The sequence below is a fragment of the Faecalicatena sp. genome (assembly GCF_058819085.1).
This window is the reverse complement of the sequence record NZ_JBZUUL010000011.1, coordinates 1-14412: the sequence shown is the minus strand read 5'-3', so window position 1 is coordinate 14412 and position 14412 is coordinate 1. Positions and strand designations below refer to the sequence as shown.

The window sequence follows — 14412 nt, the reverse complement described above, 5'->3', positions numbered from 1 at the left end:
TTTTCACGGTCTGTGCAAGAAACATGGACAACAAAAGTATCACAAAACATACCATGAATTTCAAAGCCAGATACAGACAGAGATACCCGCCTGCCGTCAGTTTAAAAGGGCTTTCGTAGAGTGGCAGCACCGATTGAACCGGCCTTAACAAATCGCCGAAGCCATACTTTACAAATCCAACAAGATAGTTTGTCCCATAAAAAAGCAGCACAAGAAGGGCTGTTACTACTGACGCTGTCCAAATTTTTGCTTTTATCAGACCTTGACGTCCTCTGCCGGTAGATTTCAGAAGAAGATCCAATTTATTCCTGCGCTCCCGAAACGACAGAAAGTAAGAAACAGCGATGACTGCAAAAAACAGACAGAAATCTGTAAACCCTGCCCTGGTTGCAAGTTCTATCCCGTCTGATACATCTGCCTTCAATTTTAAACCACGCAGCTTTTCGAAAACCTGAGGAGTTCGTTGTGCATTCCTGTATGCAAAAGACTGGTCATCAGAAAAGATGAGGGCTGTCATCTCCTCTGCTTTTATCTCGATCTCATCCAGGTAGTCTTCATAGCCCTGAATCTGCTTAAGCTCTTTTTCCATACGTTTAAGCAGTTCCTGCTCAGAGAACATATTCCCGGTATACCCCGGTTCCATACCCAGCTTTCCCTTTTTCTCATCCAGCCATGTTTCCTGATCTCTTTTAGGAACTGCTGCAAAGTCCTGATAAGCCGCTTTGATGCTCTCTGCACTTGGATAACTTGTTCTTGCCCTTTCCCGAAGGGTCCAGAGATTCAGCAGGAATAAAAGGATACAGAAACACCAGAGGAACCGATTTCCCGCCAGCTTCTTAAGCTCAAACTGAAATATCCTCAAATTCCCGCCCCCTTTCAGATGCCAGACGGCATGATCAATATAAAATCTTCCCATCCTGATCTATCGGATTTGCCATGGCCGACACCATGGGATCGATCACATCTTTCACCTCGTTTCGGCCATGAAGCAGTGCATTCTTTCCGATATATGCATACCACCTTGCCGTATCAGTCATGATGTTACCAGATGGATCTTTCCCGATCTCCTCTTCCCTGAAATACCAAAAAAACATTCCCTCTTCTGTCTCACTGCAAAATCCGTTAAATTGTGATTCCTCCTTCTTTAACTGTTCCGGCAGAAGAAGTTCTTTTAGAGGTGCATCCGCGCTTTCCATCAGAAATACGCCGCTGTCAGACATGTCTGTCGTATATGCCCCAAAGAGAATTCCCTTATCAAAGCTGCTCTGCAGATCCACGGTCCATTTACTGCCGGACAGCGCTTTCCCGATCTCATCTTCGCTCACACAGACATGATCCTCCTTTTGATCCATGTCATAACAGTGTATTTCTCCGGTCTCATGGCCGGTACCGTGAACATAGTAAAACGCCCTGCCTGTCTTCCTGGGGAGGATGGATCCATAAGCCTGTCCCTCTATCGGAAGCTTTTCGGATTCCCCGGTCTCGTAATCCAGGCAGTAGATCTGGGTTTCTTCATCTCCTGTCGAGTAGATCTGATAGTCTTTGGTACCCCCCAGGAGCAGTAATCCGTTTCCGCCGCCTGTATACGACAGGATCTCTTTGGCCTTTTTCGTATCCAGATCTAACCGATACATCTTCCAGACTAATTTCAAATCCGAACCATTGTCCTGAATTACTTCCTTTTCCAGGGAAAACGTCGTGTAATATAGGTTCGAACGAACCCTTATAAAGTCCTGAAGACCTGAGCCGCCCGGAAAGGAACCAAGTTTTGTTCTATTATTTCCGTCTAAATCAGAAGTATATAATTCCAATTCTTCCGATCCCTCATGGCTGATTCCATATAACTGTCCCGCATATGGAAAAATCACCTGATCATTTTGTGCTGCATTGCAGGTGCTGTCATTATCAAGCCTTGGCGGCAGGTGCCGGCAGTCCGGCTTATTACAGATGGGAACGGCCATTGCCTTTTCATGGTCAACATAATAAGAAAGGCCGTCTACTACTAAAAATTCACCCTCTTTGAATCTCGCCGGACCTGAGAAGGTCATTTGGACATAATCGGAATCAAATACATTTTCAGCAGCAGGCTTTTGATTGGAGCATCCTGCAAGAAACACGGTCATAAAAAGCAGCAGTATGTATCTTCCTTTCCTCTTAAGCGTCATAATTCCCACCCCCTTTTTCCTGCCTGACAAATAGGTTTCTGCTCAAATGCCCTCAACTTCCTGTACTGGTGGTTGAGGGCACTGCACGTTATCAGATATAAAATGTCTACCTGAATTTATAATTTATTATATAATCTTTTCTTGTATGCAGTCAAGTAATTGCTGAATATTTGCTTTTTAGAGAATTAATGTCTGATTTATTCTGTTATGGTACTTATGACTATCTAACAAAATTCATTGGTTACATAAATATAAGCATCCTCCAGCGTTACCTCACATGGTTCGCATTCCACATCCGGTTTTGTCCCGGACAGCAGCTTCATCTGCAGTCCCCGGTCTGTATACTGCTTAGCAGACACATGATACCGCTCTTCCAGGCGCCTTGCGAGTGCATCCACCTCCACATGACACTGCCAGACGTGCCCTTTTGCGATATCCAGTAATTCCCAGACATCCCCTGAATATACGAATTCTCCCTTCTTCATGACCGCAAGCTGATTGCAGGTTGCCGCAAGATCCTCTACGACATGTGTGGAAAACAGTACCGTCCGGTTTTCCGAAAAATCTACCAGCAGGTTACGGATGCGGATTCTCTCCTCCGGGTCCAGTCCGGTGGTCGGCTCATCTACGATCAGAAAATCCGGTTCGTTTAAGAGAGCCTGCACCAGCCCCACACGCCGTCTCATACCTCCGGAAAGCTGCTTCATCTTCTTGTTCTGATGGTCTTTTAAGCTTGTTTTTTCAAGATAATAATCGATCCGTTTTTGGCATTCTTTCTTCTCCACCCCTGACAGTTCGCCCATATATTCCAGGCATTCCCGCACAGTCAGATGTGGATACAGATCGATCTCCTGTGGAAGATATCCGATCTTCTGCTGGATTTTGCTATAGTTGCCCTCGCTGTACAGCATGCCGTCCATTGTCACGTTTCCGTCGGTCGGTTTTAAAACCGTCGTCAGAACACGCATGAGTGTGGTCTTTCCTGCACCGTTTTCTCCCAGAAGCCCATAGATCCCCTTTGGAATCACCAGATTTGCATGGTTGACTGCTGTCACCCCATTCTTAAATGTTACCGTTAAGTCTTCAATTTTTATACTCATAATCTATCTCCTTTTCTTTAATAAAACCGGAATCAATCCCATCATGAGAAGTGCCAGTACAACAGAGAGCATCTTACCGCACATCCAGCTAAAGTCAGATGCAGTTTTAGTATCCATAAATGTATAGGAAAACACGTTCCATCTATCTAAAAACTCACTCCCAGCTTTCGATATCAGGGAGATCCAGATCACAACTGTCAGCCCGATTCCTGCCCACAGATTTCGGAAAAAATTACTGACCGTCATGGAGAGCATTCCCCAGAATATGATGGTACCGGGAATTGCTGTCATAAATAGTGCGAATGCTTCCGGAGACGTGAGATCTCCTAATATTTCATCTGGTCTCTGCCAGTAGAAGAATCCATATCCCACAACTGCAAGGATCAGCAGATAGATCATCTGGATTGCCAGGCGTCGTAAAATGGCGGTTGTCTGTTTTTTTAGCGGATACAGGCGAAAGATATCTCCTCTTTTACTCTGAAGCTCGATCAGATAAGTATCCGCGCAAAAGATAAGGGATAACAGTGCGATCGGTGATTCCATCGCGATTCCGATCTCGCCCACTGACGTAATTCCCCGTACCAGGCTTAATATCAATACGAATGCCGCCGAGTATATCACTTTATAGACCGGCAGAGAGATTTTTAAATCGTTTTTCAATATACTCGCCTCCTTTTCCATATCGTAATCGCTAAAATAATAATTGCAGCAGAAGCAAGGATTAAAAATGTCTGGTTGAGCAGAACAAACGGCGGCGGTGTGGTATCGAAGAACTGTCCCGGGAATCTCACCATGATTGCCAGCGGTCTCCCTATATATCTATCACTGCCGTCCGGACCGACGACTCTGTGGATCATATTGGAATAAACCATGTAGAGAATCAAAAGCGGTGCCGCCGGAAGCGGATTCTTAAACAGAAGCGCCACAATGGTATATACAGCGATGACCATTAACATATTCGGTAATACATAAATACAGGTCGCGTACAACATATCCATTACATTCGCCGGGAATCCTGCATTCCCCGCATGCAGCATACAGAGTGTGCCGAAAATCAGATTCAGTACGACAAGCACGAGCAGTGCCACCAGGAATCCTCCTCCCATCTTTCCCAGCACATACTGCCAGGGCCGGACGGGCTTTGTGTGCAGCAGTTCATAAGTATCCTTTTTCGTATCCCGAAGAAACAGAAATGCAAAAAGTATCGTAGAGAAAAATCCCATATACAATCCGGCAAAATCTGCAAACTTGCGGGAAAAATAGAAGGAAAATGAATGTTTCTCAAATTTTTCGTTTAAATACCCGTTGACCTCTTCCATGGTGCCCTGACGGTATCTCTTATCTTCAAAAGTATAGAGTGCTCCATTATACTTGTATTCCTTCAAATACTCACACGCCTCAGGAACGGTCATATCTTTCATGTTACCGATGATCTCATCTGCCTTATCTTCTGAATACTCCAGGTCGTTCACCAGACTCTCCCGAATGACTTCAAATGCCATTTTTTTCTGCTGGTCAGGAGTTGCGGGGATATAACCATCCGTTATCTCTCCATCCTGGGGTGATTCTACATGGATGTCCTGAATCTCCTTATCTGAATTAAAATAATGGATTTGCAGGTAAGGTGACAATTGCTTAAACATACCAAAGACTACAATGACCAGTCCCACCCATAAGATCGGGTTTTTTAAATAATTTTTCAGTTCTCTTTTTATGATTGCTTTCATGCTATCCCGCCTTTCTATTTGATAAGTAAAGGATACCTTGCAAATCACAACAAAAAGACAATGCAGATAAAAGAAAAAACGGGAAACCAGATTTTTATTCCTGGTTTCCCGTTGTTGAAAAGACAGCCTTTACTGCTGCACCGCCCTGTTTCTGATTTCCTACCAGAAGGGTCCCGCCGTGCTTCTTACAGTAAATTCTGCTCAGATACATTCCCATTCCAAAGTGTTTTAAATCATCCTGCGGATTGGAGTGATAGAAAACTTTCGTGACAGTTTCCGCATCTTCTGTAAATCCGCTCCCATCGTCTGCCACAGTAATCATCAATTCTGTATTTGTGGACGCAAAAATGATTTTTGTTTCTTTCTTCGCATATCTTTGCGCATTGCCCAGGAGATTCTCCACCACCTCCAGAACCACCTCCGTATCTACATATACTGTCCTGTTCTCTCCCTCTATGGTAATCGTACAGGATTTTCCGGTCTCTTTACAGAGGATTTCAGCCTCTTTTCTGACCAGTCCGGCAAGCTCTTCGATCCCGGTCTTCGTATACTGTAGTTCACGTTCCTCCAGCCGTTTCATTTTGCGCATAGTCTCAATGAAGCGGTCCATTCTCACGATCTGCCCCATTCCGTCCCGGAGCATTTCCATGATTTTCTCCTTATCCAGAGTATCATCCGGCACGAACTCTAAGAGCATCTCCTGGTATCCTTTCAGGACAGACAAAGGAGAACGGATATCGTGTGCGATCGCCGCGCGCAGTGCCTTCTCATCCTCTACGATCCGCCAGAGGGTCCGGTTGTTTTCCTCAAGCTGCGCCCTCATCTTCTCAAATTCCCTGCACAGATGACCCATTTCATCTTTGTTTTCATAAGTAATATGAAAGTCCAGCTCATTCTTCGAGATGAGTTTCGATGCCTTATCCAGCTCCTCAATGGGCAGCAGCAGCTTGTTCTTGTAAAAAAGGATCACGGCAATGCAGCTTCCCAGAATAGATAGAATCAATACCGTCCATGATTCCAGAATATCGCACAATTCTGAGAGGTGCCAGTCTGTCTTACTCATATCTGCTCTGCCCGGTCTGGGAATTTCCACCTCATAATCCTCCCCCGACCCCAGGCTTGCTTCTATATACTTATCCTCGTCGATATATTTCTTCCAGATTTCTTTCTGTGTTGATTCTGCCATTAGTACAATGACGGTCGAAAGGGGAAAGGTAATGGCAAGGCTGACTGCCATGTACAGAATGATCGTTTTTTTCAATGATAAGTTCTTAATTTTTTTCTTTATTTTTTCCACCTGTATCCCATCCCCCAGACTGTTTCGATATATTCCTGCTCCGTGTGCTCCGCAATTTTCCTGCGGATCCTGCGGACTAATTCGGTGATGACCCGGCTGTCTCCTTCTGCATCAAAACCGCAGACCCGCTCGTAGATCCGCTCTTTGTCAAACACCTGTCCGGGATTCATGGACAAAAATTCGATGATATCGTACTCCAGCTTTGTCAGTTCCAGAGAAGCATCCCCGATCTGAATCTTCTTCGCTAAATAATCGATCATCAGCTCCCCGTGAAACTTAAACTCTGATTTTGCCTTGTGTCGCTCTTCCCGCTTTAAATGTGCGATGATCCTGGCATCCAGCTCCTTTAGGCTGAACGGTTTTAGGATGTAATCATCCCCGCCCGAGAGCAGTCCATTCACCCGGTCCTCTTCCTCAGCCTTAGCCGTCAAAAAGATAATAGGGCACCCAACCTTGTCCCTGATCCGGCGGCATACCTCGATGCCGTCCACCTGGGGCATGTTGATATCCAGTAATATGATATCCGGGTCCTGGCTCACCTTCTTTAGCGCCTCCAGCCCATTTTCAGCTGTAATAACATCGTACTGTTTGATTTCAAAATAACTTCTCAGCATTTTCAACAGCTCTGTATCGTCGTCTACGATTAAAATTTTATACTGCATGATTTTATCACCTCATGAGTAAGTATACAGGATAAAAAACAATAAATAAACAACCGTCACAACTATTTTTGTTTATCCACTCAAAATCCAAACCCGTATTATAGATGTACCTCATACGGTTAATCTTACTGCATCCCCCAGAAAGAGCAGACAGCCACCTCCCCATCTTTGATCTGAATGATCTCATCCGCCTCCTCGGCAAGCTGTCTGCTGTGAGTGACTACAATGACACATTTTCCCAGCTCATGGGCTGTTTTTTTCAATAATTCTATAATCTCCTTTGCAGTGGTTTCGTCCAGGTTTCCTGTGGGCTCGTCGGCCAGCAGAACTTTTGCATCACTGCAAAGTGCCCTGGCGATAGCCACCCGTTGCTGCTGACCTCCCGATAACTGCATGACATTACGCTTCCAGGCTTCACGCGGGATATTAACTTCCTTTAATAACCTGCCCGGATCTTTGCTGCCGCCGAGCCTTATATTCTCCTCCGCTGTCAGATAATCGATCAGATTATAATTCTGGAATACCAAAGAGACGTGATGTCTCCGGTGGTAATTCAGGCCTTGTTTTTGTATGTCGCATCCATTGTACAGGATCTGTCCGCTTACCGGGGTATCCAGCCCGGCCAGGAGGGATAAAAAGGTCGTCTTCCCTGCTCCGCTTGGCCCCACTATGGTGTAGAACATTCCTTCCTCAAACTGTATGGAAACATGGTTTAAGATCTGTTTTGTCTTCTGTGATCTATAAGAATAATCTACTTCTTTGACTTCTAATATCATAACTCTTTTTATCCTCCTTAGCTCATCTCACTTAATATGTCTCTGGGGTCTCTCCTTAAAACCGAAATTCCGGCGGTTAAAACAGATATCGTGATCAGCAGGACCATGTCCAGGATGTCAAATAATATCATCTGTGTGGTAATCTCCACATTGACCCCGGTTACTTCCTGCTCCGGATCCTGACCGCTTCTTATAACCTTCCCCTGGTTCATCTCCTTTTCGGTCTCTGCCTGCTCGATCTGCTGGGATACCAGATAATCCGCGGTAAGTCCTGATACAGCCGGAGCCGCAGCAAATGAAAGGAGCACCCCGACTGCTGCGATCAGAAATGCCTCCAAAAGGATCTGCCCCAGGATGTGTACTTTTGAAATTCCAAGCGCTAAATAGATCCCTGCCTCCCTGGCCCGGTTTTTCAGCCAGAAAACAAATACGAAAAATAAGATAATGAAGCTTGCCCCGGCAGCCACCCAGATCAGGATTCCGCTGATCTTCTGCAGATCCCTGAAATTCGTGGACATGGTATCTAAGTTTCCCTTGTTATCGATCAAGTCATAACGTTCCCATCCGATCTTCACTTTTTTAACCGCCTCTTTTACGGCGTCATATTCATCCACATTCCCCACTTTGAAATATGCTTTTTCAAACAAAGGGTTTCCCTCTTCTCCCTCTGCTTTTTCCGGGAATCTAAGATCTGTAAAGATCACATTTTCCGAGCGGTAAGTATCTCCCGACATATAAGGCGTCATTTTCTGTTTTACCTGATAGATCCCGATGATCTCAGCTCCATAAGCCTCTGCGGATTCCCTGTCATGATAATCATTAAATTTTATTTTATCACCCACTTTGAGATGATTGATAGCCGCCAGCTCTTCGGAAACCACGCAGACGTCTTTATCCTTTCTTGTCACCATACGCCCTTCTTTGATAGAAACATTTCCGGACAGTACGTTGAAATCCATTGCCATATCCCGGTTTCCGACCAGGGTGACTCCCAGCTTATCGGCAGTCTGATCCACATCCGGGTCCTCGATCCTTGAAAAATCAACCGGGTTTACAGCCGTAGGAACTGTTGCAATATTATAATCGGAAATACCGGAAACCTCAGCGATCTTTTCAATATCAGAAAGCCTGAGTGTTTCAAAGGAATTGTCCGTCGTAACCATCCATGAGGTTCCGGCAGCGGAATCTATTTTTTTCTGATGGACTCCCTCCAGACTCCCTTCCTTTTCTCCGATCCTGCTCGTAATCTGATTAAGTCTGATATGTCTGTTTGCTTCATTTTCTACCAGAAGAAGCCCTGCCCCCACTGCCTGACGGGTCTTATCCTGGACAGCCACATTCGCATCTTTGCTGGCCATACCGGACAACATAAAAATGCTGATCACCCACACGACAAGCAGCAGGAGAATACTTTTTACAGGCTTTCTGATGACCGAACGCCATGCCAGTTGTACACAATTCATATCTTCATCCCTCCATCTTTGATAAGGTATCTTTTGGATTGGCTATTAATACCGGAACTAAGGAGCATAGAACGGCTGCCGTCACCACAAGTCCGCCCATGCAAAGCAGGGAGATCACATCTCCAAATTTCAGAGAGACACTCAGAACGATCTCTGCTGTTTCTGCCTGTGAGAGCATATTCTTTATAAGATTTGCCAGCAGATTACCAAGGCCGCAGGATGCGCCTGCCGCCAGGATGAAGACCAGCAGCGTCTCTAACAATATCTGAAGAATCAGATCCGGCTTTGTTCTTCCCAGGCTGATAAAAACCGCAATCTCCTTTTGCCTCGTACGCATCCACATACATAAAAGCAGAGATACGACAACCTCTCCTGTGATCAGAGTCAGCGCCAGCATCAGCTTTGTCACCCGGATGATCTGTTCCAGCGGGGCTTTCATCTGCCTATATAAAGTATCCGATGCCGTCATTTCCACTTTACTGCCCAGGATCTTTTGAAGCTTTGTTTCCAACGATTCGATCTGTCCCGGATCTTTCGTGTAAACTGCTGTTTTCTCATAACCCGTCTCACCGAATATCTTTGTAAATGAAACATTATCTATGAAAATCTGGTTTTCGATCCGGGCGGATGCCATCATACTGCTCTCCTGCTTTCCCTCACTATTTGACCTAAAAAGCCCTGTGATACGGACGGTTACCATTTTGCCGTCTGCTGCCTCAAAGTTCACTTCATCCCCTAATTTCAATCCATTATAGTCGGCAAGGAGTGCATTCATAACAATTCCTCCGGCGGTATCTTCTGTGAGAAACTCTCCCTTGATAAGACGGTACCGTTCTTCGGAAAATGCACTGTCATTTTCCAGATTGTCGTAGGAAAAAAGCGACGCCTTCTGATTCTCTTCCTGCATGGAATCCCTATTTGTGATCAGCTGAAATCCCGACGGCACAGCCAAACCATGAGCCATACGGTTCAGTGAGGATACCTCCTTTATTCTTCGGATTTGTTCGATCTCCTTTTCGGTCATCTTCTGGTCTGCCTTTAAGATTTCCAGGACGATCTTGGTTTTCGTTTTTTCCTGCATGGCAGATTTCGAATCCTCCGTTGCCCGCAGGATCATATTTGTGCTTAAGATCATGCTGTTGACAAATAAAAGAACCAGAAGTAAAAGGATTGTTTTTCCTTTTTTTCTTCTTAAATACTGGTAAGCCAGTTGATAGAATCTCACGTCTATTCCTCCCCATAGCGCCAAATAATAACCTTAGAAGCGGTCAGACTGTTCGTATCTGTGTAATCCCCGAATAGGACCAGATTGGTCTGCTTTTTAATGTCAGCGACGGATGCCTCTCTAATATCTGCACTTCCTGATGCCACATCGACCTCTGCGATCTGGAAGACACAATCGTCCTGATACTGCACATTCACAGAATCGGCCTCATCTTCGTATCCGGCTGCAGCAATTACGGCACTTTGTCCGCCGTCCTCTGTGGTCACCGGGCTTATGGTGCATCCGCTGTCTGTAAATTCTATGACACTGCCATTCAAAGCTGCAGTGTTTAACAGCTCTTCAGCCTGATTTTCTCCGCCTGATGTTTGATTCGTTCCACCTTGTTCTGTAGAGGAATCCACAGGATTTTCCCGGGAAGATTCAGATCCGCATCCGGTCAGTGCCAGTGTACATAAGATAATGATGATTCCCTTTCCCATTTTTGAATTTCTCATATTTTGTTCCACCTTTCCTTTTCCATGATTTGTCATACATTTCTGCAATGCCAAAATGTATTCCGGCAGAAAACATTTGCATGTTGTTTTCCTGCTGTGCCATCATTTTAAGAAGAAACCGTTCTAAAAATCCTGTAGATGAAGAGAATTTCTTCCTGACTTTTTAGAGGATTTTTACAGAATTATTTGATATACTGTTTAAAACTGATCTGATAAAGGAAATGATGATATGAAGATACTGCTCTTAGAAGATGACATGGAATTATGCAGCCTGATCCAGGCGCAGCTTAAGAAAAACGGATATATTGTGGATTCCTGTTATGATGGCGAGACGGCCATGCTGTATGCCCTCAATACAGACTATGCTTATGATCTCGCCGTTGTAGACCGGATGCTCCCGATCATAGACGGTCTGACCATCATAAAGGCTATGCGCAGAAAAGGGATCCAGATCCCGGTGATCATCACCACAGGGATGTCAGGGATAGAGGACCGGGTCGAAGGTTTGGACGGCGGGGCCGATGATTATCTGTTAAAGCCATTTCATGTAGAGGAATTATTGGCAAGGATCCGCGCGCTGACCCGGCGTCCCTCGAAGATCAAGAGTACGGACGTCCTGTCTTTTGCTGATCTAAGCTTTGATAAAACAAACCGAACCCTGTCAAAAGCGGAGAAATCCCTGGTCTTAACTGCGAAAGAATCCGAACTGCTCTATGTTTTGATGGAAAAGCCGAAGCAGCTTTTTACCAGGGAGCAGCTTGTATTAAAGATATGGGGAAGCTCCTCGGATGTAGAATTAGGAAATGTGGACAATTACATCTCCTTCCTAAGAAAACGCTTGCGGGAGCTGGGAAGCTTATGTGAAATTAAAACCATTTACGGAGCCGGATATAGACTGGAGAGGAAACACGATGCTTGATCGATTATCTAAGAAGCTACATCTTATTTTTATAAGCTCAGTCATGCTGATCATCACCCTGATCATCGTCATCGTACTCATGAATGAGTTGAATACGGAAAAAACAAATGACAGTATCCTGTTTCAGAGGATGGCTACCCTGCTGATCTATACGCTTGAAGATCAGGAACAGCAGACCAGGACAAGCATTCAGGGGCTTGAAGAAAAATATTCCATCTTCTGCCGTCTCAAAGATTCTGCCGGCAGTACTGTCTATCAAAGCAGGATTGCCTTCCCCACAGAGACGGATATCCTTTTAGAGCGTTTTGATGAACAGTTCGGATCACAGGCAGAAGTCCTGCCAGGTCTATCATCTGCCGATAAGAAGAGCCTGTCTGCCATAACGAGACAGGACGGACTTTTCGAGATAAAAGGGACAGATAACGACCTTTACTGGGGAATTCCTGCCCAAATTGCCGCCAAGACGGGGGAGACTTACGAGCTTCTGCTGATCTATCCCCAAAGATCGGTATGGGCAAGACTTGCGGGACGTCTTTACTTTTACATCCTCACCTGGCTGATGTCGCTGTGCACAGTCTTCGTTATCTGCCACCTCCTGCTAAAAAAGGCTTTGGAGCCTACAACGCGCGCCCTGAAAAGTCAGAAGGAATTTGTGGCTGCCGCCTCTCATGAATTAAAATCACCTCTGGCGGTCCTTCTTGTCAACCTGGATCTCATTGATAGTCTCGGGATCGAAGACAAGAGACTGAAAAAGTCCGTTCAGACAATGGATAACGAGTGCATGAGAATGTCCCATCTGATAAAAGATATGCTCCTGCTTGCTTCGTCAGATGCAAAGACATGGACATTAAATCTAAGTAACGTAGATATTGATACCCTGCTGATCACACTTTATGAAACATACGAACCTCTCTGCAGAAAAAAGGGGGTATCCTTATCACTGGATATTTCTGAGAGCAGCTATCCTGCGCTCTATACAGACCAGGAACGCCTGATGCAGATCCTAAGTATCTATGTGGAAAATGCCCTGCAGCACTCAAAGGATACTTCCTGCATCCAGATTCAGACAGCATTGACATCAAAGACCATTACTTTTTATGTCATAGACCATGGACAGGGAATAAAAGAAGAAGACAAGCCCTACATCTTCGACCGCTTCTACTGCGCAGACAAAGCCCATACAGACAAGGCACATTTTGGATTGGGACTCAGCATTGCGAAGGAACTGGCTAAAATGCTGCACGGGAAAGTGGGTGTGGAGAATACAAAAGGGGGCGGAGCTACATTTTTCGTGTCATTTCCGTTAAAATAGATCAATAAAAATCCCAAGGACATACACCCTCGGGATTTTTATTGATCTATTTTATTGTTTCGTCCAGTGATGTACGGTATCTGTTCCGGGACTTTGAAGCTCCATCTCCTGACCTCCGTCATTCAAAGTGTATTCAAACTCTAAGGTACCGCCTGATACGACCAGGTTCAAAAGCAATGTTCCCTCCGCATTTTTTACGACACTGTAAGTTCCTTTTGTGTCATTGTCTGAGCCTTTGATCTCCATTTTATTCTCTTTTTCAAAGATATATTTGTTCCCGTTCTCATCGGCCCATTCACCGATGATCCCTGCTGCGCGTTCGTCTGTCATCTCTATGAATTCCAGATCGGCCGGAAGAAGGGAAAGGTCCTCTCCGCCGTTCATGGAGGTCAGATGGATCCCATACCCTGTGGTATCAGTGGTGATGGCATAAAGTTCTTCCTTATCCTTGTCCGTCTTGATCTGCAGTGTGATATTATTGTCTTCGTCAAATCCGCATTCGAAGGTAAAAGCCTCACCGTTCTTTGTTCCTGTACCGTCCGTCTCCAAAACATAGACGTCATCGTTCTCTATGACATTCCAGGTCTTTGAGATTGCCTTTGTTACGGATTCACTTGGCAGGCTTACATTGTCTCCCATTTTATCCTTCATCTCGTTTGCAAATTTATCTACCTCTTCCGTCTTTGAGGCGCTTGGTTTCTTCTCTGCTGCACATCCTGTTATACTAAGGACTGCCGCTAACATCAGCATGAGTATTGTTTTTTTCATAGTCTGTCTTCTCCAATGCATTTTTAATATAGCCTGTATATATCTGTTCATGGTTCTGAACAGATACGTTTATAATAGCACACTTGCAAAGGTTTTCCAATCAAAAAATCAGAAGGGGCAGATCTCTTATTCCACTGTCTCAATAGAATCCACAATACTCATCCTGGAGATGGATCTTAAGGGCACAGCCGTTGCCAGCAGGCAGGCAGCGATTGCGATTGCGGCTGCCTCAAGCACAGGGATCAAAGGAAAGGCCGTAAGCTGTATGGTATCCGTTGAAGCTGCATTTACAAAAATAGTGCAGATATAACCTAATATGCCGCCGATGATGGATGCAAATATCCCATAATAAGCGCCTTCCCAGAGGAATGTTTTATATAGGCTGCCCGCGCTCATGCCGATCGCACGCTGCATCCCGATTTCCGGTACACGGGTATGAATGTTACTGTAAACCGTATTGATAATGTTTAAGATCCCGATCAGGCCGATAAAAAGAATCAGGCC

At 45.1% G+C, this 14412-nt stretch carries 15 protein-coding genes; 2 read left to right on the top strand and 13 right to left on the bottom strand.

The annotated features are described in order from the left end of the window. The 11 genes from AC4OGX_RS05770 to AC4OGX_RS05720 all read right to left on the bottom strand — a co-directional run. The coding region (locus tag AC4OGX_RS05770) for a spectrin repeat-containing protein (RefSeq protein ID WP_493329045.1) at positions 1-862 on the bottom strand (862 nt) is incomplete at its 3' end. 34 nt (positions 863-896) lie between these two features. Beyond that, the gene (locus tag AC4OGX_RS05765) at positions 897-2165 is read right to left on the bottom strand and encodes a hypothetical protein (RefSeq protein WP_493329044.1); all 1269 of its coding nucleotides are present in this window, start codon (positions 2163-2165) and stop codon (positions 897-899) included. Positions 2166-2389: 224 nt separating this feature from the next. Continuing rightward, positions 2390-3265, bottom strand: coding sequence for an ABC transporter ATP-binding protein (locus AC4OGX_RS05760; protein ID WP_493329043.1), 876 nt, complete (start codon positions 3263-3265; stop codon positions 2390-2392). 3 nt (positions 3266-3268) lie between these two features. Further along, the gene (locus AC4OGX_RS05755) at positions 3269-3925 is read right to left on the bottom strand and encodes an ABC transporter permease (RefSeq protein ID WP_493329042.1); all 657 of its coding nucleotides are present in this window, start codon (positions 3923-3925) and stop codon (positions 3269-3271) included. Continuing rightward, on the bottom strand, positions 3922-4992 hold the full coding sequence (locus tag AC4OGX_RS05750) for an ABC transporter permease subunit (protein ID WP_493329041.1): 1071 nt from the start codon (positions 4990-4992) through the stop codon (positions 3922-3924). Before AC4OGX_RS05750 ends, AC4OGX_RS05755 begins: the two co-directional genes overlap by 4 nt. Positions 4993-5086: 94 nt before the next feature. Continuing rightward, the gene (locus tag AC4OGX_RS05745) at positions 5087-6229 is read right to left on the bottom strand and encodes a HAMP domain-containing sensor histidine kinase (RefSeq protein WP_493329048.1); all 1143 of its coding nucleotides are present in this window, start codon (positions 6227-6229) and stop codon (positions 5087-5089) included. Between the two features lie 47 nt (positions 6230-6276). Beyond that, positions 6277-6951 carry a response regulator transcription factor gene (locus tag AC4OGX_RS05740; RefSeq protein WP_493329040.1) on the bottom strand — a complete coding sequence of 225 codons (675 nt, stop codon included), beginning with the start codon at positions 6949-6951 and terminating at the stop codon, positions 6277-6279. Positions 6952-7076: 125 nt separating this feature from the next. Next, positions 7077-7727 (bottom strand): ABC transporter ATP-binding protein, encoded by a 651-nt coding sequence (locus AC4OGX_RS05735; RefSeq protein ID WP_493329039.1) that lies wholly within the window; start codon positions 7725-7727, stop codon positions 7077-7079. 17 nt (positions 7728-7744) lie between these two features. Next, positions 7745-9190: an ABC transporter permease gene (locus AC4OGX_RS05730; protein WP_493329038.1), complete on the bottom strand. Its 1446-nt coding sequence runs from the start codon at positions 9188-9190 to the stop codon at positions 7745-7747. 4 nt (positions 9191-9194) lie between these two features. Next, positions 9195-10415, bottom strand: coding sequence for an ABC transporter permease (locus AC4OGX_RS05725; protein WP_493329036.1), 1221 nt, complete (start codon positions 10413-10415; stop codon positions 9195-9197). Between the two features lie 2 nt (positions 10416-10417). After that, positions 10418-10909, bottom strand: coding sequence for a hypothetical protein (locus tag AC4OGX_RS05720; RefSeq protein WP_493329035.1), 492 nt, complete (start codon positions 10907-10909; stop codon positions 10418-10420). Positions 10910-11138: 229 nt separating this feature from the next. Between AC4OGX_RS05720 and AC4OGX_RS05715 the strand changes: the two genes are divergently transcribed. Together AC4OGX_RS05715 and AC4OGX_RS05710 are read left to right on the top strand one after the other, a co-directional pair. Further along, positions 11139-11828, top strand: coding sequence for a response regulator transcription factor (locus AC4OGX_RS05715; RefSeq protein WP_493329033.1), 690 nt, complete (start codon positions 11139-11141; stop codon positions 11826-11828). Then, positions 11770-13140 carry a sensor histidine kinase gene (locus tag AC4OGX_RS05710; protein WP_493329031.1) on the top strand — a complete coding sequence of 457 codons (1371 nt, stop codon included), beginning with the start codon at positions 11770-11772 and terminating at the stop codon, positions 13138-13140. Before AC4OGX_RS05715 ends, AC4OGX_RS05710 begins: the two co-directional genes overlap by 59 nt. A 51-nt stretch (positions 13141-13191) precedes the next feature. Here AC4OGX_RS05710 and AC4OGX_RS05705 read toward each other — a convergent pair whose 3' ends face one another. Next, entirely contained in the window at positions 13192-13908 is a 717-nt protein-coding gene (locus AC4OGX_RS05705) for a hypothetical protein (RefSeq protein WP_493329030.1), read from the bottom strand. A gap of 126 nt (positions 13909-14034) precedes the next feature. Beyond that, positions 14035-14412: FtsX-like permease family protein (locus AC4OGX_RS05700; protein ID WP_493329029.1), on the bottom strand; the 378-nt coding region annotated here is incomplete at its 5' end.